Raw genomic sequence first — 20,611 nt, forward strand, 5'->3', positions numbered from 1 at the left:
CAGCACTTGGGCCTCATCGGTCACATTAAACGTCATGTTGCGGGAGGACACAACGATTAGTGGCGCCTCGGGCCTTAAAAATATAGGCTTGGGCCGCTTTACCCGACGTCACAGGAAGGCAGTTTCGTCAAATGCGCGCAATTTCCGGCTGTGGATCCGCTCCAGCGGCATTTCTCGCAGCCGTTCCATCGCCCGGATTCCGATGCGCAGATGGCGCGCGACCTGGGTCTGATAGAAGGCGCTGGCCATGCCGGGCAGCTTCAATTCACCGTGCAGCGGCTTGTCGGAAACGCAGAGCAGCGTGCCGTAGGGCACCCGGAAGCGAAAGCCGTTGGCGGCAATCGTCGCGCTCTCCATGTCGAGCGCCACGGCACGCGACTGGCTGAGCCGCTGCACTGGGCCCTCCTGGTCGCGCAGCTCCCAGTTGCGATTGTCGACGCTGGCCACGGTGCCGGTCCGCATGATCCGCTTGAGGTCATAGCCCTTGAGCTGGGTCTCCTCGGCCACCGCTTCCTCGAGCGCGATCTGGATCTCGGCCAGCGCCGGGATCGGCACCCAGACCGGCAGATCGTCGTCCAGTACCCGGTCCTCGCGCAGATAGGCATGCGCCAGCACGAAATCGCCCAACGCCTGGGTGTTTCGCAGCCCGGCGCAATGGCCCACCATCAGCCAGGCATGTGGCCGCAGCACGGCGATGTGGTCGGTGGCGGTCTTGGCGTTCGACGGGCCGACGCCGATGTTGACCAGGGTGATCCCGGCATCGCCCGGCCGCTTGAGGTGATAGGTCGGCATCTGCGGCTGCTTCAGCGTCGGCGGGATTTCCTGATCGGCGGCGGTGATCTCGACATTGCCGGTCGAGACAAAGCTGGTGTAGCCGCTGTCGGGATCGGCCAGCATGGCCCGGGCATAGGCCTCGAACTCGCTGACGTAGAACTGGTAGTTGGTGAACAGAACGAAGTTCTGGAAATGGCTCGGATCGGTGGCGGTGTAATGCGACAGCCGCGCCAGCGAATAATCGATGCGCTGCGCGGTGAAGGGCGCCAGCGGCGCCGGGCCGTCGGGGCCGGGCACATGGGTTCCGTTGACGATATCGTCGTTGGTGGTGCTGAGGTCGGGCACGTCAAAGACATCGCGCAGGATGAACTCTGCCGCGCCCTCCTGCGGCACGGTCACATCGGTCTGGGCGGCGACGGCGAAATGCACCGGGATCGGCGTGTCCGACACCCCGACCGAGACCGGCACGCCGTGGTTCTCCATCAGCAGGCGGATCTGCTGCTTGAGATAGCGCCGGAACAGCCGCGGCTGGGTCACGGTGGTGGCATGGGTGCCGGGCGCCGAGACATGGCCAAAGCTCAGCCGGCTGTCGACATGGGCAAAGCTGGTCGTGGTGATGCGGATCTCGGGGTAATAGGCGCGAAACCGGGTGGCGGGCTGGCCCTCGACCATCGCCTTGCGAAAGGCATCTGCAAGAAAGGCGGTGGATTTCTCGTAGAGCAGGCAGAGCTGGTCAACCGCCTTGTCGGCATCGGTAAAGAACGCCTCGCGCGGAAGCTCCGGCGTCTGCATCGCCCTGTTTCTGTCGCTGCCTGCCATGCCCGGTCCATCCTTTGCCCTTGTTGGCGCTGACATTGACTTAGGCCGCGGGGGACTTCAACCATGGCCGCGCAACAAGGAGCGTGGCGTCATGGATTACGACAGCGTCTCTGCCGAGGACTTCGGCGCCGGGCTGCGCGGGCTGGGGATCAACTTCCTTGTGCGCGACGTGCGCCGCACGGCCGCGTTTCTCGAGACGGTCTTCGAAATGAAAGCGCACCGGCTGTCGGGTGATTTCGCCATCATGGTCTACGGCGCTCAGGTCTTTCAGCTGCATGCCGACGGCACCTATGCTGGTCACCCGCTGCAGACGATGCTGCCGGAAAGCCCGCCGCGGGGGCTGGGCGTCGAGATCAGGCTGTATGACAGCGATCCCGATGATGCGGCCCGTCGCGCCGAGCCCGCCAGCGGCATGGTGCTGGCCCCACCGGCCGACAAGCCGCACGGGCTGCGAGAGGTCTTCATCCTCGATCCCGACGGCTATTGCTGGGTGGCCTCTCGGCCGAAGTGACCCTGCGAGGAATTCCTCGCACCGCCGTCCCGGACCTGATCCGGGACCTCATGCCCGGCGTCCCTCGGGAGGCCCCGGATCAGGTCCGGGGCGGTCGGCCTCGAGGGCTGGACGGTACACTCGAGAGAGAGCCGCCCCCCAGACCTTTCAGCCCTCTCGCACCCCGCGCCAGGCCGAGATGATCTCCTCTGCCACAAGGTCGGCATGTTCCGCCCGGGTGGCATAGCCCGACACCGAGACGCGGATGATCTGCCGACCGCGCCAGGCACCGTGCGAGGGATAGACCCGGGCCTGCGCCTGCACCTGTTTCAGCACCGCCTCGGTCAGCCGGTCGCCCTCGGGCCCGTCGCCGCAGCAGATCGCGACCTGGTTGAATACCACGTCGTTGAGCACCGTCAGCCCCGGTTCCGCCGCCACCGCCGTGGCGATCCGCCTTGCCAGCCGATGATGCCGCAGGATCAGCTCGGCGACGCCGGAGCGGCCCAGGTGCCGCAGGATGGCATAGCTCGGCACGCCGCGCGCCCGGCGCGAGAGTTCCGGCGTGCTGTCCGAGGGCTCCCATTCGGCGTTCTGTGCCGGCAGATAGGCGCCCCGCGCCGACATCGCCGCCACCAGCATGGCGCGGTCGCGCACCAGCACCACGCCGGCGTCGAAAGGCGCGCTCAGCCCCTTGTGCAGGTCCACCGCCCAGCTGTCGGCCCGCGCCACGCCGGCGCAGAGATGCGCCAGCTCGGGCACTGCCGTCGCCCAAAGGCCGAAGGCGCCGTCGACATGCACCCAGCCGCCGCGGTCGTGGACCTGCGAAATCAGCGCCTCGAAGGGGTCAAAGGCGCCGGTGTTGATCTGACCGGCCTGAAGGATGACCAGCGGCGGCGCCTCGCAGCGCGCCAGCTTGTCGGCGAAATCCGCGGGGTCGATGCGGCCCTGCTCATCGGTTGCCACCCTCTGCGCCCGCCCGGCGCCCAGCCCGGAATAGCGCAGCGCCGCGGTTACCGCCGAATGCGCGTCGGCGCCGATCAGCACCGGGATCGCCGGCGCGCCGATCAGCCCGTCCTGTTCTACATCCCATCCCTGCGCCGCCAGCAGCGCATGCCGCGCCGCCAGCACCGCCGAGAAATTCGCCGCGCTGGCGCCGGTGACCAGCCCGGCGCCGGTACCCTCCGGCAGGCCGAAGAGCTCGACCAGCCAGTCGCAGAGCGTGCGCTCCATGCCGGTGATCGCCGGTGTCTCGGTCGAGGAGCCGGCGTTCTGGCCCCAGGCCGACACCAGGGCATCCGCCGCCACCCCCACCGGGTGGGAGCCGCCAAGCACGTAGCCGAAGAACCCCGGCGCCGTCATGGCATGCAGCGCGCCCTCGGCGGCTGCGGTGATCTCGGTGATCACCTGCGGCGCCTGCTCGCCATGGTCGCTCAGCGGCAGCCGGAACCGGGCCACGGCCTCATCGAGGCCGACGCTCGGGCGGGCCGGGTGGTGCGAGACGTTGGAGCGATAGGCCAGGGCGGCCGAATAGGCCGTGGCAAGCGCCGCCCGCTCTTCGACGGTCAGGCCCGTGGAAAGCTGTGTCATCCTCATGTCCAAGTCTCGCGTCCCTCGTGAATCAGGGGAATGGCCCCTTCAGACCAGCAAAACCTAACGCGGGTGCCTCGCCGGATAGGTTGATATGGCGCACACTTGGTAACGTTTTTAACGGGGAATGAGGAAATAAATTGCCCCGTGAAAGCGCTTTGGGCAACCTATGCAAAGGGGCGCGGTCGGCACTGACGTGGCGGCAGATCTCCGGTCACTCGGTCGAGACCAGCACCGCCTCGACCCGCCTGTTGGCTTCGCGGCCCTCCGGCGTCAGGTTGCTGGCGAGTGGCGAGAGGTAGCCCATGCCGCCGGCCTCGAGCTGGCCCGCGTTGACGCCGTAGTCCGCCACCAGCCGGTCGCGCACGGACGTGGCGCGGCGGCGCGACAGGGCGATGTTGTTCTCCAGCGTGCCCACCGAATCGGTGTGGCCCACCAGCGCGATCCGACGGTCGGGAAAGGCCGCGAGGTAACGCGCAAGCGCCGACAGGCTGTCGAAGCTGCCCTCGCCCAGGTTGGCAGAGCCGGTCTCGAAGGACAGGTCGGTCAGCACCACCCGGCCCAGGGTTTCGAGCTGATCGGCCACCGGCCCGGTGGTGCGCGGCTGGATCTCGGCCACCGGCCCCGGCGCGGCGCTCAGGACCTCGTCGGCGGCGGCGCCCACCCGGATGATCTGGACGAACCCGGCGGCAGCACTGCGCGAGACCAGCACCGAGATCGCGCCACCCTCGTCGTCGCGGGCGGCGAGAAAGCGGAAATCGGTCAGGTCGACATACATGCCGGGGCCCGGCAGCACCTCGGTCGCGAAGCGGAAGTCGAAGCCGCCGCATTGCCGGGTCTTGCAGTCGAAGAGGATCTCGTAGCCCGAGGCGGCGATCTGCGTGCGCAGCGGGCCGAGCAGTTGCAACGTGGTGCGGATGTCGCCCGGCACGCGCCAGGATTGCCGCAGCACCGCGCCCTCGATCACCTCGACCGGCAGCCGACCCTCGACAAAGGCGCCGGTGGGCAGCGCGTAGGAGCCCGGATCGCTGCGCTCCTCGAAGGTCAGCGCCGCGCCGGCGGGCAGCGCCAGATCCTGCGCCTCTTGCGCGTGGGCCGAGCCGGCCGCGCAGCAGGCCAGCAGCAGCAGCGCCCGCAGGCTCACCGCGCGGACGCGTGGTATTCGGGGTTGGGCCGCATGTCGATGGCACTGGCCACCCGGTTCGACATGTTGAAGAACCCGGTGACCGAGGCGATGTCAAAGATGTCGCGGTCGGAAAAGCCCACGTCGCGCAGCGCCTGCCGGTCGGCCTCGGTGACCTCGGCGCTGGTCTTGGTGACCTTTTCGGCAAAGCCCAGCATCGCGGTCTGGCGGGCGTCGAGATCGGCGGCGCGCCAGTTCATCACCATCATCTCGCCCAGCGCCGGATCGCCGGACAGCTGGCGCACGGCGGCGCCATGGGCGGTCAGGCAGTAGAAGCACTTGTTGATCGACGAGACCACGACGGCGATCATCTCGCGCTCGAGCTTGCTGAGCCCGCTGCCGGCCAGCATCAGGTCGTTGTACATCGCGGTAAAGGCGTTGAGCTTGTCGATGTCGAAGGCATAGGCGCGCAGGACATTGGGGATCATCCCCAGCTTGTCCTGGCAGACGTCAAAGTATTTGGCCGTCTCGGGCGGCAGCGGATCGACCATCGGCAGGTCGAGCGCGGTGGGCTGGTCTTTGGCGCGCATGGGCGGAGCTCCGAGGTTGAGTGCAGGCCCGAGCAAATCGCAAAACGCCGGGGCATTCAACTGCCAGCAGCCCTGCGCGGGTTTCCGCCCCTCGCGCTGGCGGGCCAGGAACATCCTGACAGGCCCGATGGTTTCACTGGTCCACCGTATGGAGGACTTGTTATGAATGTCATGAGTACCACTGGAAGCAGCAATCTGGTGTCGTCGTCAGATGTCAACGGCACCGCCGTCTATGGCCGCGATGGCACCCATATCGGCACCATCGACCACCTGATGATCGACAAGCAATCGGGCAAGGTCGCCTATGCCGTCATGGGCTTTGGCGGGTTCCTCGGCCTTGGCGAGGATCACCACCCGGTGCCCTGGGGCAAGCTGAACTACGACGTCAGCCGTGACGGTTTTGTCACCGACCTGACCGAAGCCGAAGTGCAGGGCGCGCCCGAGCGCCGCGACGACTGGCACCGCGACCGCGACTGGGAACAGCGCATGCACGAACACTACGACGCGCCGTTCTACTGGATGTGACGCGCGATCGACCACTGACCTGCCGCCCCTCGACACCCGTCGAGGGGCGGCTTTGCGTCAGATGTCCTTGACGCGGTAGTGATAGCCGCCGACCACTTCGAACCCCATCGATTGATAGAGCGCATTGGCGCCGGCATTCCCGCGCGTGCAGAGCACCGACAGATGCGCCGCGCCCTGATCGGCGGCCCAGAAGGCCGCCTGCCGCATCATCCACTGCGCCATGCCCTTGCGGCGTTTCTCGGGCGTGACCTCGAGCGCATGCAGCATGGCGACACCGTCGGAAAGGCCGACATAGGCGGTAGCGGCCGGGCTGTCCTCGATCCGTCCGAGGATGCTGGTCTTGGGGCAATCCGCGCGTTCCATCACCGCAATCCGTTCAGGCCCGATCCCGCCCTCGGCCCAGAGATCGCGCATGATGGCCAGCAGCTCCCAGACGCAGAAGGTGGTGACCCGCGGGATCGCCCGGTCGAGCAGCGCCTGCACCGGCATGACATAAAGGTTGACCGGATCGACCACCCGGTAGCCTGCGGCATCAAGCTCTGCATCGAGCGCGGCCTCGCCGGCGCGCACCTGAAAGAGCGGGCTCTGGCCCAGACCGCGCATCTCCTCTTCGGCCCGGTGCCGGTCCTCCTCGGACCAGGTCGCGCCGGGCAGGAGCGTCGCGGCCGAAACCCGCTTTCCGCCGCCGGCGCCATCGCGCAGCTGAAAGGGCCCGGCGGCAAAGCTGCGCGCCGGCGGCCAGGTGACCTCGCAGACCGCCATCAGCTGTTGGGCGCCCGGCCTCATTCGGAAAACAGCGCCTTGAGCCGGGTCATCGCCGCGTCGATGCGCGCGCCGTCCTGGCCGCGGATCACGATGTTGGAGCCATAGGCGCCGTCCTGCTGGAACGGGTAGGAGCCGAAGGAGAGATCGTCGAATTCCGTGGCCAGCGCCCCCAGAGGCCCGGCGATATCGCCTTCGCCGCGCTGCACCCGCAGGGTCTGGCTGAGCAGCGGCGCGCCGCCCGAGAGTGTCGGCAGCACCGTGGCGACCATCGCCTGAAAGACGCTGGGCACGCCGGCCATGACATGCACGTTGCCGATGGTGAAACCGGGCGCAATCGACACCGGGTTGTCGATCAGCGTCGCGCCCTCGGGGATGCGCGCCATGCGCAGCCGCGCCTCGTTGAGCTCGCGGCCGGTGCTCTCGTAATGCGCGGCCAGCAGCGCGCGAGCGTCGTCGCGCACGTCGATCGGCACGCCAAAGGCCTCGGCGATGCAATCGGCGGTGATATCGTCATGCGTGGGACCGATACCGCCCGAGGTGAACACATGGGTGAACCCCTCCGACAGCGCCCGCACCGCCGCGACGATCGCCGGGGCGTCGTCGCTGACCACGCGGACTTCGCGCAGGTCGATGCCGTGCTTGGTCAGCTCGCCGGCGAGGTAATGCATGTTGGCGTCGCGGGTGCGGCCCGAGAGGATCTCGTCGCCGATCACCAGCATGGCGGCGGTGGGATTGGCCATCAGGGCCTCCTTGAATGCAGGTTTTGGGAGGTATAGGCCGGGCGCATGCGCTTTCAAACCCCTCTCGTGCCGGCCACGCTGCTGCGCCGCTACAAACGTTTCCTCGCCGATTGCCGGCTCGACGATGGCCGCGAGGTGGTGGCCCATTGCGCCAATCCCGGCTCGATGCTGGGACTGGCCGAACCGGGCTTTCGCGTCTGGCTGGAGCCCAACGACGACCCGAAGAAGAAGCTGGACTATGGGTTGCGGCTGGTGTCGCCCGCCGAGGGCGTGCTGGTAGGGGTGGATACCTCGGTGCCCAACCGGGCGCTGCGCGCGGCTTTGGAGGCAGGCGCGGTGCCGGGGCTCGAGGGATACGCAGCGGTTCGGCCAGAGGTGAAATATGGCACCAACAGCCGGATCGATTTCCTGCTGATCGCGCCGGGGCGGCGCGACTGCTATGTCGAGGTGAAATCGGTGACGCTGAGCCGCGCGCCGGGGCTGGCGGAGTTTCCAGACAGCGTGACCGCGCGCGGCACCAAGCACCTGGCCGAGCTCTCGGCGATGGCGGCCGAGGGCCACCGGGCGGTGATGCTCTACCTGATCCAGCGCAACGACTGCACCACCATGCGGCTGGCGGCGGACATCGACCCGGCCTATGCGGCGGGCTTTGCCGCGGCGCGGGCGGCGGGTGTCGAGGTCATGGTGCTGGGCTGCGCCCTCACCCCCGAGGCAATCCTGCCCGGCGGTGCGCTGCCCTTCGACGAGCCCGCGCCGTGAGCCTCGCCGGTCTGGCGCTGGTGCTGGCGGCGGCGCTCTGCCACGCGACCTGGAATGTCTGCCTCAAGAAGGTCAACGCCGGGCCCGAGCTGGTCTGGCTGTTCTCGATCCTCTCGGTGGTGATCTATGCGCCCTTGGCGCTCTGGGTGATCGTGGCGCAGGCGCCGCGCTTCGGGCCGCCGGAGCTGCTGTTCCTCATCGGCAGCACGGCGCTGCACATGGCTTATTTCCTGTTGCTGCAGACCGGCTATCGCAAGGGCGACCTGTCGGTGGTCTATCCGATTGCGCGGGCCACCGGGCCGCTCCTGTCCACCGGCTTTGCCATTGCCGTGCTGGGCGAGACGATTTCGCCGCAGATGGCCCTGGGCGCGGCGGTGATCGTGAGCGGCGTGGTGATGCTGAGCGGCGGGCTGAAGATCCGCGGCCGGCAGGCGCTGGTCTCGCTGGGCTTCGGGCTGGCCGCGGGCGGGCTGATCGGCAGCTACACGGTCTGGGACGCCTATTCCGTCTCTGTGGTGATGATCTCGCCGCTGCTGCTGGATTACGTCTCGAGCGCCGCGCGCACGGTGCTGCTGACGCCCTTGGCCCTGCGGCGTCGGGTGGCCTTGCGCGCCACATGGGCCACGCACCGCGGCGCGGTGCTGGCAATCGCGGTGTTCAACCCGCTGGCCTATATCCTGGTGCTCTATGCCATGACATTCACCCCGGTGGCCTATGTCGCCCCGGTGCGCGAGGTCAGCGTGGTGCTCACGGTGCTGGCGGGCTCGCTGATCTTGGGCGAAGGGCACCTGCGCCGCCGTGCCGGCTGGGCCGTGGTGATCGTGGCGGGCATGGCACTTCTGGTGACGGGATGAGCCAAGCGGAGAGCCTCGTGATCCGGGCCGGGCGCCCCTCGGACGCCGCGGCGGCGATGGACGTGCTGCGCCGCTCGATCACCGAGCTCTGTACGGCCGATCACGGCAATGACCCTGCAGAGCTGGACCCCTGGCTCGCCAGCAAGACCGAAGCCAACTGGCTCAAATGGCTGGCGGTACCCGGAGCCGGCGTGCTGGTGGCCGAAGTGGCGGGTCGCCTTGCCGGCGTCGGGATGATCAATGCCACGGCGCTGGTCCAGGTGCTCTATGTCGCGCCCGAGGCGCGCTTTGCCGGCGTGAGCTCTGCCCTGCTGGCGGCGATGGAGGACATCGCCCGCGCCGACGAATGTGCCACCATAAGCCTCGACAGCACCGCCACCGCGCGGCGGTTTTACCTGGCCCGCGGCTACCTGCCGGTCGCTCCGGGGGCCAAAAGGCTGGAAAAACCGCTGCGATAGCCTCTGACTCTGGTTCTTTTCGCTGCAAGCGCATAAATAGGGGCAACAGAGTTGAACGGAGCAAGGCCATGAACCGTCACAAGGGACGGATGACGCGCGACGGCATCAGGATTCACGACGCCGCGGAATTCGCCGGCATGCATGCGGCCGGGCAGATCGCCGCGCAGATCCTCGACGAGGTGGCCCCGCTGGTCGAGGTCGGCCAGACCACAGGTGAGCTTGACGCCTTTATCGAGAAGCGGGTGACAGAACTGGGCACCAAGTCGGCCACCATCGGCTACAAGGGCTATCAGCACGCCTCCTGCATCAGCGTCAACCACGTGGTCTGCCACGGCATTCCCGGCGACAAGAAGCTGAAGGACGGCGACATCCTGAACATCGACGTGACCGTGATCAAGGATGGCTGGTTCGGCGATACCTCGCGGATGTACGTGGCGGGCAAGCTGCCGCGCAAGGCCGAGCGGCTGATCCAGGTGACCCATGACGCGCTGATGCGCGGCATCGAGGCGGTGCGGCCGGGCAATACCTTCGGCGACATCGGCCATGCGATCCAGAGCTTCGTCGAGGCGCAGCGCATGTCGGTGGTGCGTGACTTCTGCGGTCACGGGTTGGGCACGGTCTTTCACGCGCCGCCCAACGTGCTGCATTATGGCCGCGCCGGCACCGGGCCGGTGCTGGAGGAAGGGATGTTCTTCACCATCGAGCCGATGGTCAACCTGGGCCGACCCGAGACCAAGGTGCTGTCGGACGACTGGACCGCGGTGACCCGGGACAAGTCGCTCTCGGCGCAGTTCGAACATTCGGTCGGCGTGACCTCTGACGGGGCCGAGATTTTCACCCTGTCGCCTGCCGGCCTGTTTCACCCGACCTATTCCGAATGAGCCGCGCGCCCGTGGCGGGCCGGGCTTTGGCGTATTTTAAAAGAGAAGAAGCCCTAGGAGGTGACAGGATGTCACCGGCCGGGGACCAGATCAGAACGAGGATACTGTGATGCCTGCTCCGAAACCCGTGGTTCTGTGCATTCTCGACGGTTGGGGCCTGTCGGACCTGACCGAGGGCAATGCCGTGGCCCAGGCCGACACCCCGAACTTCGACCGGCTGATGGCGGAATGTCCCAATGCGACGCTGATCACCCATGGTAATGACGTCGGCCTGCCGACCGGCCAGATGGGCAATTCCGAGGTCGGCCATACCAACATCGGCGCCGGCCGGGTGGTGGCGATGGACCTTGGCGCCATCGACCTGGCGATCGAGGATCGGTCGTTCTTTTCCAACTCGGCCATCCATGCCTTCATCGAGAGCGTGCGCGGCCATGACGGCACCGCGCATCTGATGGGCGTGATCTCGGATGGCGGCGTGCATGGCCATATCGATCACGTCCTGGCCGCGGTCGAGATGATCGTCAGCGCCGGCGTGCCGGTGGTGGTGCATGCGGTGACCGACGGCCGCGACGTGGCGCCGCAATCCGCCGACGGCTTCCTGCAGACACTGGTGTCGAAGCTGCCGGAGGGTGCAAAGGTGGGCACCGTCACCGGGCGGTATTTCGCCATGGACCGCGACAACCGCTGGGACCGGGTGGAAAAGGCCTATCGGGCCATGGTCGGCGGCCAGGCCGAGCACAGGGCCGCCAATGCCATCGAGGCGGTCAAGGAGGCCTATGCGCGTGACCAGACCGACGAGTTCATCCCCGCCACGCTGATCGGCGATTATGACGGCGCCAGGAACGGCGATGGTTTCTTCTGCCTGAACTTCCGCGCCGACCGGGCGCGCGAGATCCTGCTGGCGGTGGGCGAGGACGACCTTGACGGCTTTGCCGACCGCAAGCGGCCGCAATGGGCTTCGATCCTCGGCATGGTGGATTACTCCAAGACCCATGACAGCTTCATGGCCGCCGCCTATCCCAAGAAGGTGGTCAAGAACACGCTGGGCGCCTGGGTGGCCGCGAAAGGGCTGAAGCAGTTCCGCCTGGCCGAGACCGAGAAGTACCCGCATGTCACCTTCTTCCTGAACGGTGGCAAGGAGGTCCCCGAAGAGGGCGAAGACCGCTACATGGCGCCCTCGCCCAAGGTGGCGACTTATGACATGCAGCCCGAGATGAGCGCCGAAGAGGTCTCTGACCAGTTCGTGAAGGCCATCGAAACCGGCTATGACCTGATCGTGGTGAACTTTGCCAATCCCGACATGGTCGGCCATACCGGCGATCTCGAAGCGGCGAAAAAGGCCTGTGCGTCGGTCGATACCGGCCTCGGCCGGGCGCTCGCGGCGCTGGAAAAGGCCGGCGGCGCGATGATCGTGACGGCGGACCATGGCAATTGCGAGATGATGATCGACCCCGAGAGCGGCGGGCCGCATACCGCCCATACGCTCAACCCGGTGCCGGTGATCCTGGTGGGCGGGCCCGAGGACGCCAGCCTGCGCCAAGGCGGACGGCTGGCCGATCTGGCGCCGACGATTCTGGCGTTGATGGCCCTCGACACGCCCGAGGAAATGACCGGAGAGAGCCTCATCGCATGATCCTGCGTGCCGTGACCCTGCTGTGCCTGCTCGCGGGCACGGCGCATGCGCAGATGAGCACCGCCGAGGCCGCGCGCGACGCGGTGCGGATGCTCGAGGAAAGCGCCGAGGCGCTGAGCGAGGCGCGTGGCGGACGCGAGCGGGTCAAGGCGCTGACCGAGATCGTCAAGGGCTACGAGACCGGCCTCGCGGCGCTGCGCGACGGCATGCGTGCGGCCTCGCTCAAGGAGGCGCAGCTGACAGAGGACCTGCAGGCGCGCGACAAGGAAATCTCGCAGCTGCTGGGTGTGTTGCAGTCGATGTCGCGGGCGCCGGCGCCGGCGACGCTGCTGCATCCCTCGGGGCCGACCGGCACCGCCCGGGCCGGCATGCTGCTGGCCGAGGTGACGCCGGGGCTGAAGGCCCGCGCCGATGCCCTGCGCGCCGATCTGCAGGATGTGCAGGCGCTCAGGCTGTTGCAGGAGCAATCCGCCGCCAAGCTGCAGGAAGGCCTCGAGGGCGCGCAGGAGGCACGCACCGCGTTGTCGAAAGCGGTGGCCGATCGCACCGACCTGCCGCGCCGCTTTGTCGAGAACCCGCTGCAGACCGCGGTGCTGATCGCCGCCACCGAAACGCTCGAAGGTTTTGCCAGCGGTCTTGCCACCATTGCCCAGGACGAGGCGCCGGGCAGCCTGCCCGATATCAGCCACCGCAAGGGCAACCTGCCGCTGCCGGTGCAGGGCCAGCTGCTGCGCCGCGCCGGCGAGGCCGATGCCGCCGGCGTGCGCCGCCCCGGCGTGCTGATCGCCACCGGGCCGCAGGCCGTGGTGACCACGCCCACCGCCGCCACCATCCGTTACGCCGGGCCGCTGCTGAACTACGGCCTCGTCGCCATTCTCGAACCGCAGGCCGACACGCTCTTCATCCTCGCCGGGCTCGAGGCGGTCTTTGGCCAGACCGGGCAGGTTCTGCCCGCCGGCGATCCGGTCGGTCTGATGGGCGGAGAGTTGCAGACAGATGTGTCACTATCGGGTGATGGGGCTGGAAACGCCCGCCCGGAAACGCTCTATATAGAGGTCAGAGAGCTGAATCAGCCAGTGGATCCGCAAGATTGGTTCCGCACCACCGACAAGGGATAAGACATCAATGAAGAAGTTCGTCATGGCCGCCGTCGGCGGTACGCTGGCAGGCATTGTCGCAACCACACAGCTTGCCGGGCCGCTGCTGGCGCAGGAAGAAAGCCGCTCGGGCAATGTCTACGAGCAGCTTGACCTGTTTGGCGACATCTTCGAACGCATCCGCGCGCAATATGTCGAGGAGGTGGACGAAGGCGACCTGATCGAAGCCGCGATCAACGGCATGCTGACCTCGCTCGACCCGCATTCCAGCTATCTCTCGCCGGATGACGCCGCCGACATGCGGGTGCAGACCCGCGGCGAGTTCGGCGGTCTCGGAATCGAGGTGACCCAGGAAGAAGGCTTCATCAAGGTGGTCTCGCCGATCGATGACACCCCGGCCGATGCCGCCGGCATCGAGGCGGGCGATTTCATCACCCACGTTGACGGCGAATCGGTGCTCGGCCTGACCCTCGACGAGGCGGTCGAGATGATGCGCGGGCCGGTCGGCTCGGAAATCATCATCACCGTGGTCCGCGAGAACGAGCCCGAGCCCTTCGATGTCTCGATCATCCGCGACACCATCACCCTGACCGCCGTGCGCACCCGCACCGAGGGCGAGACCGTCGTGCTGCGGGTCACCACCTTCAACGACCAGACCACGCCCAATCTCGAAGAGGGTCTGGCCAAGGAGATCGAGGCCGCCGGCGGGCTCGACAACGTCAATGGCATCGTGCTGGACCTGCGCAACAACCCCGGCGGCCTGCTGACCCAGGCGATCCGGGTGTCTGATGCCTTCCTCGAGAAGGGCGAGATCGTCTCGACCCGTGGTCGCAATCCGCAGGACGGCGAGCGCTACAATGCCACGCCGGGCGACCTGGCCGAGGGCAAGCCGCTGGTGGTGCTGATCAACGGTGGCTCTGCCTCTGCCTCGGAAATCGTCGCCGGCGCGCTGCAGGATCACCGCCGCGCCATCGTCGTGGGCACCAAGAGCTTTGGCAAGGGTTCGGTCCAGACGGTGATGCCGCTGCGCGGCGATGGTGCCATGCGCCTGACCACCGCGCGCTACTACACGCCCTCGGGCCGCTCGATCCAGGCGCTGGGTGTCTCGCCGGACATCGTGGTGGAACAGCCCCGTCGCACCCCCGCCGACGAGGAAGAGGATCCCAACACAACGCCCAACTCGCGCTCCGAGGCCGATCTGCGCGGCTCGCTCGACAATGACAGCCTGACCGAGGACGAGATCGAACAGATCGAGGCCGACCGGGCCAAGGCCGAGGCCGCCGCGGCGCTGCGCGAAGAGGATTACCAGCTGGCCTATGCCATCGACATCCTCAAGGGCCTCTCGGCCCTCGGCAGCAAGTCCGAGTAAGACCTGATCCGTCCCCGGACCTCGCGCCGGGGGCGGCGCTCCATCAGCAGGAGGCCCCGATGACCCCCGAAGAGATCGCCCGCCTGCCCTATCGCCGCAATGTCGGCGTGATGCTCGTCAATCCTGAGGGTGGCGTCTTTGTCGGTCAGCGGATCGACAGCGAGACCCCGGCGTGGCAGATGCCCCAGGGCGGCATCGACGCCGGAGAGGACGCCCGCGACGCCGCGCTCCGCGAATTGCAGGAAGAGACCGGCGTGCTGCCCGAGCTGGTGACGGTCGAGGCCGAGACCGAGACCTGGATTCCCTACGACCTGCCGCACGATCTGGTGCCGCGCATCTGGAAGGGCCGGTTTCGCGGTCAGGAACAGAAGTGGTTCCTGATGCGTTTCCATGGCAGCGACGACCAGGTGCGGATCGATGCCGACGACCACCAGGAATTCTCGGAATGGCGCTGGCTGCCGCATGACCAGCTGGTGGCCCATATCGTGCCCTTCAAGCGCGAGGTCTATGCCCGCGTCGTCGACGAGTTCCGCCCGTATCTCGAGAGGTGACAGATGCGCCTTCTGACTTCCCTTCCCCTGCTGCTCTGGGCCGCCGGTGCCCAGGCGCTGACCTGCCTGCCACATGACGTGGCCGCGACCTATCGCGATGCCGAGAAAAGCGAAGACCGCTACATGGTGGTACTGGGGCAGATGAGCTTTGACGAGGGCCTGCTGCCCAAGACCGACATGGCCAACCAGCAGAACAACCCGCCAGACACCCGCATTCCCGCCCGCCTGAAGGGCGAGGCGCTGACCCGCGCGGGTTTCAACCATCCTTATGACGAAGAGATCGTGCTGAATGCGCAATGTTATGGCCCGTGGTGCGCCGGCGCGGTGACCGGTAACGAAGTGCTGGCCTTCGTCAACCTCGACGCCGAGACGCCAGAGGTCACGATCAATCCCTGCGGCGGCTTTGCTTTCGGCTCGCCCACGCCAGAGATGACCGAACAGGTGATCGCCTGCCACAACGGCGGCGACTGCACGCCGCGGCTGCACCGCTAGGGCTCAGGGCACAATCAGCCGCGTGCCGGGGGCGGCCAGCGCCGCGATCCGGCGCAGGTGATCCGGGCGGAAGGCGATGCAGCCCTCGGTCGGATAGCCCGGCCGACGCCAGCGATGCAGAAAGATCGCCGAGCCACGCCCGGACGTCGCCACCGGCCAGTTCCAGTCTGTCAGCAGCACCAGATCATACAGCGGATCGGCCCGGCGCAGCACTTCGTGCGAGCCGGCGTAGGGCGCACGCACCAGCGTGTTGTAGTCCACGTCACCGGCATCGTCGGACCAGAGATCGCCAGGCCGGATCGGCTCGGCCCAAGGCGCCGGGCGGGCGATCCGGTCGGGGCGATAGAGCAGCCCGGTGATGTGATGCACCCCGCGCGGGGTGGCGCCGTCGCCTTCGCGCTTGTCAGCGGCCAGCCCGCCCTTGCCGATGGTGCAGGGCCAGAGCCGCCCGGCAAAGCGCAGTCCACGCGGCGTCAGCACCATCATAGCAGATGCCCCGATTTCGCCGCCTTGGTGGCGAGATAGGCGGCGTTCTGGTCGGTCTGGCCGACCTTGAGAGGCACCCGTTCCGTCACTGCGATGCCGGTGTCCTGCATCATCGCAATCTTGCGCGGGTTGTTGGTCAGCAGGCGCACCTGGGCAAACCCCATGGTCTTGAGGATATCGGCGCCGATGCGGAAATCGCGCTCGTCATCCTCGAAGCCCAGCCTGTGGTTGGCCTCGACCGTGTCAAAGCCCTGATCCTGCAACGAATAGGCGCGCATCTTGTTGGCGAGGCCGATGCCACGCCCCTCCTGGTTGAGGTAGAGCAGCACGCCCCGGCCCTCTTCGCCCATCTGCGCCAGCGCAGCATGCAGCTGCGGGCCGCAGTCGCATTTCAGCGAGCCCAGCACATCGCCGGTAAAACAGGCCGAATGCAGCCGCGCCAGCACCGGCTGGCTGCGATCGGGCCGGCCGATCTCAAAGGCGTAATGCTCGACGCCGCCATCGTCGGGGCGAAAGATGTGCAGCCGTCCGCCCTGGGCCAGCCGTGTGGGCAGGCGCGCGGCCACCACCGGATGCGGATCGGTGGCGCGCAGCAGCAGAGGCCCGGCGCTTTCGGCATCGAGCCGCGTGAGCAGGCCGACCTCCGGCAGGCTCTCGACCGCGGTTTCCAGCACCACGGCGGCAGGCAGAAGCTGCGCCGATTTGACCAGAGAAACCGCCAGCCGGTGCAGCGCCGCATCGCCGTCGCGCAGGGCAAAGAGCGGGCCTTTCATCGGCATCCGCAGATCATCGGCGGGGTCGGCCATCGCCCGAATCCAGCCGCAATCGACGCTTTCGGGCAGCGGCAGCCGCGCGACATCGCCGTCATAGGCCCGTGCTTTCAGCGTCTCGGCCCGCCGTCCGGTGATCGCCAGCACCGGGGCACCGCCCAGCGCCCTGAGCGTGGCCAGCCGCGCCGGGCCCATGGTCTCGGCCGCGAGCACCAGCGCGCTGCTGCCATGACCACAGAGCACGACCGGCACCCCCATCCGAAGATCGGCGCGCGCGCGGTTGATCAGCTCCGCGGTGTCAGGGGCGAAATGTCCAGTCATCGGCTCCGGATGTAGCGCTTAATGATCGGGAATTGAAACATTTCCTCATCCCGCGGGCCAATATCACACGAGCGCGTGAACGGGCTGCAGCAAAACTTGCCCCAGGCCCGCCGCGCCCCAATGTCGGAAGCAAGCGAATTGGAGAGACCGAGATGGCACAACTGAAGAACCTGCTTCTGGTGGATGACGACGACGACCTGCGCGAGGCGCTGGCCGAACAGCTGGTCATCACCGAGGATTTCGAGGTCTTCGAGGCCAGCAATGGCGGCGAGGCAATGGAAAAGGTCAAGGCGTCGCACTTCGACCTGATCATCCTCGACGTGGGCCTGCCCGACACCGACGGCCGCGAGCTCTGCCGGCTGATGCGCAAGCAGGGCGTCAAGGCGCCGGTGCTGATGCTGACCGGCCATGACAGCGATGCCGACACCATCCTCGGGCTTGATGCCGGGGCGAACGATTACGTCATCAAGCCGTTCAAGTTCCCGGTGCTTCTGGCCCGCATCCGCGCCCAACTGCGCCAGCACGAACAGAGCGAGGACGCGGTCTTTGCGCTGGGGCCCTACACCTTCAAGCCGTCGATGAAGACGCTGGTGACCGAGGACGAGCGCAAGATCCGGCTGACCGAGAAAGAGACCAACATCCTGAAATACCTCTATCGCGCTCCCGAAGGCGTGGTGCCGCGCGACGTGCTGCTGCACGAGGTCTGGGGCTACAATGCCGGCGTGACGACACATACGCTCGAGACGCACATCTACAGGTTGCGCCAAAAAATTGAGCCTGAGCCGTCAAATGCAAGGCTTCTTGTGACTGAATCTGGCGGATATCGGCTGAATGCCTGAAAGGTCGCATGGATCGGTGGCAGAAAAAGTGCTAGGTTCGGTGTACCTTTTAAGGTGAACGAGATCCCGTTGCATGTGCGGGTTATCACATGCTCCTCCCTGTTGGACTGACCCGGGCCTCGGCTCGGGTCTTTTTTTGGGTGGGAGCCATCTGGGCAATATCAGCCCCCAGCAGATGTCCTGAGCGCCAGCGCGTTAACAGCGGCTGCAAGCCGCCGCGCATCGCCGGGCCGCCCCCCGGCACGGCGATTTGGCTGGCGTGAGCGCGCCGATCTGATCTCTTTCGGACTTGGCCGAGATAAAGCGCTGCCGAACTGGCAGAGGTCGCCGCACCGCGGCCCGACGATACGCGGCTCGGAGCGCTCCAACGAAAAAGGGCGGGGAGACCCCCCCGCCCTTTCGAACCCCAAGCGGACAGGCTTACGTCCGCACCAGCTCTTCGTAGGCTTCTGCCATGTCGCGGGTCAGCGCGCCGACCTCGAAGGTGTAGTCGCCGATCTGCGACACCGGCGTCACTTCCGCCGCCGTGCCGGTCAGCCAGCACTGCTCGAAGCCTTCCAGCTCTTCCGGCATGATGTGGCGCTCGTGCACCGCGATCTGGCGGTCCTTGAGCATGCCGATCACCGTCTGACGGGTGATGCCGTTGAGGATGCAATCGGGCAGCGGCGTGTGCACTTCGCCGTCCTTGACGAAGAAGATGTTGGCGCCCGTCGCCTCGGCCACGTAGCCGCGGTAGTCCATGAACAGCGCGTCGGAGCAGCCCTTGGCCTCGGCGGCGTGCTTGGACATGGTGCAGATCATGTAGAGGCCAGCGGCCTTTGCCGAGGTCGGGATGGTCTCGGGCGAGGGGCGTTTCCACTTGGAGATGTCGAGCTTGGCGCCCTTCATCTTGGCGTCACCGTAATAGGCACCCCATTCCCAGGCCGCGACCGCGACCCGCACCGGGTTGCGCGCCGAGGCGACACCCATATCCTCGCCAGACCCGCGCCAGGCCACCGCGCGCACATAGGCGTCGGTCAGGCCATTGGCCTTGAGCACCTCGTATTTCGCGGCTTCCAGCTCATCGACCGAGAACGGGATCGGCATGTCGAGCAGCTCGCCGGACTTGTGCAGCCGCTCGGAATGCCGGCGGCTTTCGAAAATCTTGCCGTTGTAGGCGCGCTCGCCCTCGAACACCGAGCTGGCGTAATGCAGCCCGTGGGTCAGGATGTGCACATTTGCATCCCGCCAGTCGACGAGCGTGCCGTCCAACCAGATCTTGCCGTCGCGATCATCATATGAGCCAGCCATAACGCTCCTCCAAAGCCCTTCATTTTCCATAAGTTGCGCAGATTCGGACCGATGTGGACATAATATTGCGCAAAAACTGTCCGTCGCTAGCAGTTGAGCCTTGGAATGTCAACAAGGCTGACGTACTGTGACAGGGCAGACAGGCAAGACAAGGGAGAGGCATGGCAGAGCCAAGCGGAGAACAGCTGCTCTATCTGACCGATGAACAGCTTCGGCAGGGGATCGAGGCGATGTTCTTTGCCTATCGCGGCTTTACCGCCGACCCTGACAGGATCCTCGATGAATATGCCTATGGCCGGGCACACCACCGGGCCATCCACTTCATCAATTGTGCCCCCGGCACCACCGTCAACAACCTGCTCAACATCCTCGGGGTCACGAAGCAATCGCTGAACCGTGTGTTGCGCACGCTGATCGCTGACGGTCTTGTGGAAAGCAGGGTGGGCCGGTTGGACAAGCGCGAGCGCCACCTCTACCTGACCGAGGAGGGCAAGGCCCTGGAGGCACAATTGTCGGATGCCCAGCGGGCGCGGATGCGCGCCGCCTATCGCAAGGCCGGACCCGAGGCCGTGGCCGGATTTCGCCAGGTACTCGAGGCAATGATGGATGCCGACATGCGGCGCAACTATCTTGCCCTGCGGGAGCCGCGGCCATGACCGCGCATGACCTGCACCTGCTGATCGTCGATGACGACGAACGCATCCGCGTGCTGCTTCAGAAATTCCTGATCCGCAACGGCTTCCTCGTCTCGGCGGCGCGCGATGCCGGCCATGCCAGGCGCATCCTGTCAGGGCTCGATTTCGACCTGATCGTGCTCGACGTGATGATGCCGGGCGAGGATGGCATCAGCCTGACCCGCGACCTGAGGCAGACCTCGACCACGCCGATCCTGCTGCTCACCGCCAAGGGCGAGACCGAGGACCGGATTGCCGGGCTCGAGGCCGGCGCCGATGATTACCTGGTCAAACCCTTCGAACCCAAGGAGCTGCTGCTCCGGATCAACGCCATCCTGCGGCGCATGCCGGAGGCGCCGGAGACCAATGCGCTGCCCAAGCTGCTGTCGCTGGGGCCGTTGCGCTATGACATCGCCCGCGGCGAGCTCTGGCAGGGCGAAGAGCAGGTGCGCCTGACCGCCACCGAGAGCCAGCTGATGCGGATCTTTGCCGCCAAGCCCGGCGAGGCGGTGAGCCGCGCGCAGCTGGTCGAGGACCTCGGCCGCGACAAGGGTCAGAGCCAGGAACGCGCGGTCGACGTGCAGATCACGCGACTCAGGCGCAAGCTCGAGGCCGATCCGAAACAACCGCGCTACCTGCAGACGGTGCGCGGGGCGGGGTACATGCTGGCGCCGGATTGATCTTGCGGCAGGTGGTGGGCAGACTTGCCCACCCGCATGCGGGG

Annotated in this window: 23 protein-coding genes; 14 read left to right on the forward strand and 9 right to left on the reverse strand. The window is 66.8% G+C overall.

Annotated elements, in window-relative coordinates; translation table 11 throughout:
* Positions 1-108: 108 nt before the first annotated feature.
* Positions 109-1,566, reverse strand: coding sequence for an AMP nucleosidase (locus tag ACN0SE_RS11220; RefSeq protein ID WP_417524680.1), 1,458 nt, complete (start codon positions 1,564-1,566; stop codon positions 109-111).
* Between the two features lie 118 nt (positions 1,567-1,684).
* Here ACN0SE_RS11220 and ACN0SE_RS11225 point away from each other — a divergent pair, with 118 nt between their 5' ends.
* Positions 1,685-2,104: a VOC family protein gene (locus ACN0SE_RS11225; protein WP_417524613.1), complete on the forward strand. Its 420-nt coding sequence runs from the start codon at positions 1,685-1,687 to the stop codon at positions 2,102-2,104.
* Positions 2,105-2,251: 147 nt separating this feature from the next.
* Here the strand turns inward: ACN0SE_RS11225 and ACN0SE_RS11230 are convergent, their stop codons facing one another.
* From ACN0SE_RS11230 to ACN0SE_RS11240, 3 genes are all read right to left on the reverse strand, one after another.
* Positions 2,252-3,670: a pyridoxal phosphate-dependent decarboxylase family protein gene (locus ACN0SE_RS11230; protein ID WP_417524614.1), complete on the reverse strand. Its 1,419-nt coding sequence runs from the start codon at positions 3,668-3,670 to the stop codon at positions 2,252-2,254.
* A gap of 214 nt (positions 3,671-3,884) precedes the next feature.
* Positions 3,885-4,814 carry an OmpA family protein gene (locus ACN0SE_RS11235; RefSeq protein ID WP_417524615.1) on the reverse strand — a complete coding sequence of 310 codons (930 nt, stop codon included), beginning with the start codon at positions 4,812-4,814 and terminating at the stop codon, positions 3,885-3,887.
* A complete protein-coding gene (locus ACN0SE_RS11240) occupies positions 4,811-5,383 on the reverse strand; it encodes a peroxidase-related enzyme (RefSeq protein ID WP_417524616.1) in 573 nt (190 codons plus the stop codon). Before ACN0SE_RS11240 ends, ACN0SE_RS11235 begins: the two co-directional genes overlap by 4 nt.
* A gap of 162 nt (positions 5,384-5,545) precedes the next feature.
* On the opposite strand from ACN0SE_RS11240, the gene ACN0SE_RS11245 reads away from it, so the two are divergent.
* Positions 5,546-5,908 (forward strand): PRC-barrel domain-containing protein, encoded by a 363-nt coding sequence (locus ACN0SE_RS11245; RefSeq protein WP_417524617.1) that lies wholly within the window; start codon positions 5,546-5,548, stop codon positions 5,906-5,908.
* A 57-nt stretch (positions 5,909-5,965) separates the two neighbouring features.
* On the opposite strand, the gene ACN0SE_RS11250 is transcribed toward ACN0SE_RS11245, so the two are convergent.
* A complete protein-coding gene (locus ACN0SE_RS11250; protein ID WP_417524618.1) occupies positions 5,966-6,694 on the reverse strand; it encodes a GNAT family N-acetyltransferase in 729 nt (242 codons plus the stop codon).
* The gene (locus tag ACN0SE_RS11255) at positions 6,691-7,413 is read right to left on the reverse strand and encodes a competence/damage-inducible protein A (protein ID WP_417524619.1); all 723 of its coding nucleotides are present in this window, start codon (positions 7,411-7,413) and stop codon (positions 6,691-6,693) included. Before ACN0SE_RS11255 ends, ACN0SE_RS11250 begins: the two co-directional genes overlap by 4 nt.
* A 45-nt stretch (positions 7,414-7,458) precedes the next feature.
* On the opposite strand from ACN0SE_RS11255, the gene sfsA reads away from it, so the two are divergent.
* From sfsA to ACN0SE_RS11300, 9 genes are all read left to right on the forward strand, one after another.
* Positions 7,459-8,172: a DNA/RNA nuclease SfsA gene (sfsA, locus tag ACN0SE_RS11260; protein ID WP_417524620.1), complete on the forward strand. Its 714-nt coding sequence runs from the start codon at positions 7,459-7,461 to the stop codon at positions 8,170-8,172.
* Positions 8,169-9,026, forward strand: coding sequence for an EamA family transporter (locus tag ACN0SE_RS11265; RefSeq protein WP_417524621.1), 858 nt, complete (start codon positions 8,169-8,171; stop codon positions 9,024-9,026). Before sfsA ends, ACN0SE_RS11265 begins: the two co-directional genes overlap by 4 nt.
* A complete protein-coding gene (locus ACN0SE_RS11270) occupies positions 9,023-9,484 on the forward strand; it encodes a GNAT family N-acetyltransferase (RefSeq protein WP_417524622.1) in 462 nt (153 codons plus the stop codon). The genes ACN0SE_RS11265 and ACN0SE_RS11270 overlap by 4 nt, the downstream gene beginning before the upstream one ends.
* A 68-nt stretch (positions 9,485-9,552) precedes the next feature.
* Positions 9,553-10,365, forward strand: coding sequence for a type I methionyl aminopeptidase (gene map, locus ACN0SE_RS11275; RefSeq protein ID WP_417524623.1), 813 nt, complete (start codon positions 9,553-9,555; stop codon positions 10,363-10,365).
* Positions 10,366-10,474: 109 nt separating this feature from the next.
* On the forward strand, positions 10,475-11,998 hold the full coding sequence (gene gpmI, locus ACN0SE_RS11280; RefSeq protein ID WP_417524624.1) for a 2,3-bisphosphoglycerate-independent phosphoglycerate mutase: 1,524 nt from the start codon (positions 10,475-10,477) through the stop codon (positions 11,996-11,998).
* Entirely contained in the window at positions 11,995-13,116 is a 1,122-nt protein-coding gene (locus tag ACN0SE_RS11285) for a murein hydrolase activator EnvC family protein (RefSeq protein WP_417524625.1), read from the forward strand. The genes gpmI and ACN0SE_RS11285 overlap by 4 nt, the downstream gene beginning before the upstream one ends.
* A 7-nt stretch (positions 13,117-13,123) precedes the next feature.
* Entirely contained in the window at positions 13,124-14,464 is a 1,341-nt protein-coding gene (locus ACN0SE_RS11290) for a S41 family peptidase (protein ID WP_417524626.1), read from the forward strand.
* 59 nt (positions 14,465-14,523) lie between these two features.
* Positions 14,524-15,015, forward strand: coding sequence for an RNA pyrophosphohydrolase (locus ACN0SE_RS11295; RefSeq protein ID WP_417524627.1), 492 nt, complete (start codon positions 14,524-14,526; stop codon positions 15,013-15,015).
* A gap of 3 nt (positions 15,016-15,018) precedes the next feature.
* Positions 15,019-15,507, forward strand: a complete 489-nt coding sequence (locus ACN0SE_RS11300; RefSeq protein WP_417524628.1) for a hypothetical protein — start codon at positions 15,019-15,021, stop codon at positions 15,505-15,507.
* Between the two features lie 3 nt (positions 15,508-15,510).
* On the opposite strand, the gene ACN0SE_RS11305 is transcribed toward ACN0SE_RS11300, so the two are convergent.
* Together ACN0SE_RS11305 and ribA are read right to left on the reverse strand one after the other, a co-directional pair.
* Positions 15,511-15,990 (reverse strand): L,D-transpeptidase family protein, encoded by a 480-nt coding sequence (locus ACN0SE_RS11305; protein WP_417524681.1) that lies wholly within the window; start codon positions 15,988-15,990, stop codon positions 15,511-15,513.
* Positions 15,990-17,084, reverse strand: coding sequence for a GTP cyclohydrolase II (ribA, locus tag ACN0SE_RS11310; protein WP_417524629.1), 1,095 nt, complete (start codon positions 17,082-17,084; stop codon positions 15,990-15,992). Before ribA ends, ACN0SE_RS11305 begins: the two co-directional genes overlap by 1 nt.
* 152 nt (positions 17,085-17,236) lie before the next feature.
* Between ribA and ACN0SE_RS11315 the strand changes: the two genes are divergently transcribed.
* Complete coding sequence (locus ACN0SE_RS11315) at positions 17,237-17,923, forward strand: response regulator transcription factor (protein WP_417524630.1); 687 nt, start codon at positions 17,237-17,239, stop codon at positions 17,921-17,923.
* Positions 17,924-18,343: 420 nt separating this feature from the next.
* On the opposite strand, the gene ACN0SE_RS11320 is transcribed toward ACN0SE_RS11315, so the two are convergent.
* Positions 18,344-19,213 carry a branched-chain amino acid aminotransferase gene (locus ACN0SE_RS11320; RefSeq protein WP_417524631.1) on the reverse strand — a complete coding sequence of 290 codons (870 nt, stop codon included), beginning with the start codon at positions 19,211-19,213 and terminating at the stop codon, positions 18,344-18,346.
* 161 nt (positions 19,214-19,374) lie between these two features.
* Between ACN0SE_RS11320 and ACN0SE_RS11325 the strand changes: the two genes are divergently transcribed.
* Positions 19,375-19,869, forward strand: coding sequence for a MarR family winged helix-turn-helix transcriptional regulator (locus tag ACN0SE_RS11325; protein WP_417524632.1), 495 nt, complete (start codon positions 19,375-19,377; stop codon positions 19,867-19,869).
* Positions 19,866-20,567 carry a response regulator gene (locus ACN0SE_RS11330; RefSeq protein ID WP_417524633.1) on the forward strand — a complete coding sequence of 234 codons (702 nt, stop codon included), beginning with the start codon at positions 19,866-19,868 and terminating at the stop codon, positions 20,565-20,567. The genes ACN0SE_RS11325 and ACN0SE_RS11330 overlap by 4 nt, the downstream gene beginning before the upstream one ends.
* Positions 20,568-20,611: the final 44 nt, after the last annotated feature.

This window comes from Marinovum sp., assembly GCF_048263515.1.
Classification (GTDB): Bacteria; Pseudomonadota; Alphaproteobacteria; order Rhodobacterales; family Rhodobacteraceae; genus Marinovum.

Bases quoted from the DNA above. Each gene is read 5' to 3' on its own strand.
- ACN0SE_RS11220 (WP_417524680.1), bottom strand. From the start codon at position 1,566: ATGCAGACGCCGGAGCTTCCGCGCGAGGCGTTCTTTACCGATGCCGAC.
- ACN0SE_RS11225 (WP_417524613.1), top strand. From the start codon at position 1,685: ATGGATTACGACAGCGTCTCTGCCGAGGACTTCGGCGCCGGGCTGCGC.
- ACN0SE_RS11230 (WP_417524614.1), bottom strand. From the start codon at position 3,670: ATGACACAGCTTTCCACGGGCCTGACCGTCGAAGAGCGGGCGGCGCTT.
- ACN0SE_RS11240 (WP_417524616.1), bottom strand. From the start codon at position 5,383: ATGCGCGCCAAAGACCAGCCCACCGCGCTCGACCTGCCGATGGTCGAT.
- ACN0SE_RS11245 (WP_417524617.1), top strand. From the start codon at position 5,546: ATGAATGTCATGAGTACCACTGGAAGCAGCAATCTGGTGTCGTCGTCA.
- ACN0SE_RS11250 (WP_417524618.1), bottom strand. From the start codon at position 6,694: ATGAGGCCGGGCGCCCAACAGCTGATGGCGGTCTGCGAGGTCACCTGG.
- ACN0SE_RS11255 (WP_417524619.1), bottom strand. From the start codon at position 7,413: ATGGCCAATCCCACCGCCGCCATGCTGGTGATCGGCGACGAGATCCTC.
- sfsA (WP_417524620.1), top strand. From the start codon at position 7,459: ATGCGCTTTCAAACCCCTCTCGTGCCGGCCACGCTGCTGCGCCGCTAC.
- ACN0SE_RS11270 (WP_417524622.1), top strand. From the start codon at position 9,023: ATGAGCCAAGCGGAGAGCCTCGTGATCCGGGCCGGGCGCCCCTCGGAC.
- map (WP_417524623.1), top strand. From the start codon at position 9,553: ATGAACCGTCACAAGGGACGGATGACGCGCGACGGCATCAGGATTCAC.
- gpmI (WP_417524624.1), top strand. From the start codon at position 10,475: ATGCCTGCTCCGAAACCCGTGGTTCTGTGCATTCTCGACGGTTGGGGC.
- ACN0SE_RS11285 (WP_417524625.1), top strand. From the start codon at position 11,995: ATGATCCTGCGTGCCGTGACCCTGCTGTGCCTGCTCGCGGGCACGGCG.
- ACN0SE_RS11290 (WP_417524626.1), top strand. From the start codon at position 13,124: ATGAAGAAGTTCGTCATGGCCGCCGTCGGCGGTACGCTGGCAGGCATT.
- ACN0SE_RS11295 (WP_417524627.1), top strand. From the start codon at position 14,524: ATGACCCCCGAAGAGATCGCCCGCCTGCCCTATCGCCGCAATGTCGGC.
- ACN0SE_RS11300 (WP_417524628.1), top strand. From the start codon at position 15,019: ATGCGCCTTCTGACTTCCCTTCCCCTGCTGCTCTGGGCCGCCGGTGCC.
- ACN0SE_RS11305 (WP_417524681.1), bottom strand. From the start codon at position 15,990: ATGGTGCTGACGCCGCGTGGACTGCGCTTTGCCGGGCGGCTCTGGCCC.
- ribA (WP_417524629.1), bottom strand. From the start codon at position 17,084: ATGACTGGACATTTCGCCCCTGACACCGCGGAGCTGATCAACCGCGCG.
- ACN0SE_RS11315 (WP_417524630.1), top strand. From the start codon at position 17,237: ATGGCACAACTGAAGAACCTGCTTCTGGTGGATGACGACGACGACCTG.
- ACN0SE_RS11320 (WP_417524631.1), bottom strand. From the start codon at position 19,213: ATGGCTGGCTCATATGATGATCGCGACGGCAAGATCTGGTTGGACGGC.
- ACN0SE_RS11325 (WP_417524632.1), top strand. From the start codon at position 19,375: ATGGCAGAGCCAAGCGGAGAACAGCTGCTCTATCTGACCGATGAACAG.
- ACN0SE_RS11330 (WP_417524633.1), top strand. From the start codon at position 19,866: ATGACCGCGCATGACCTGCACCTGCTGATCGTCGATGACGACGAACGC.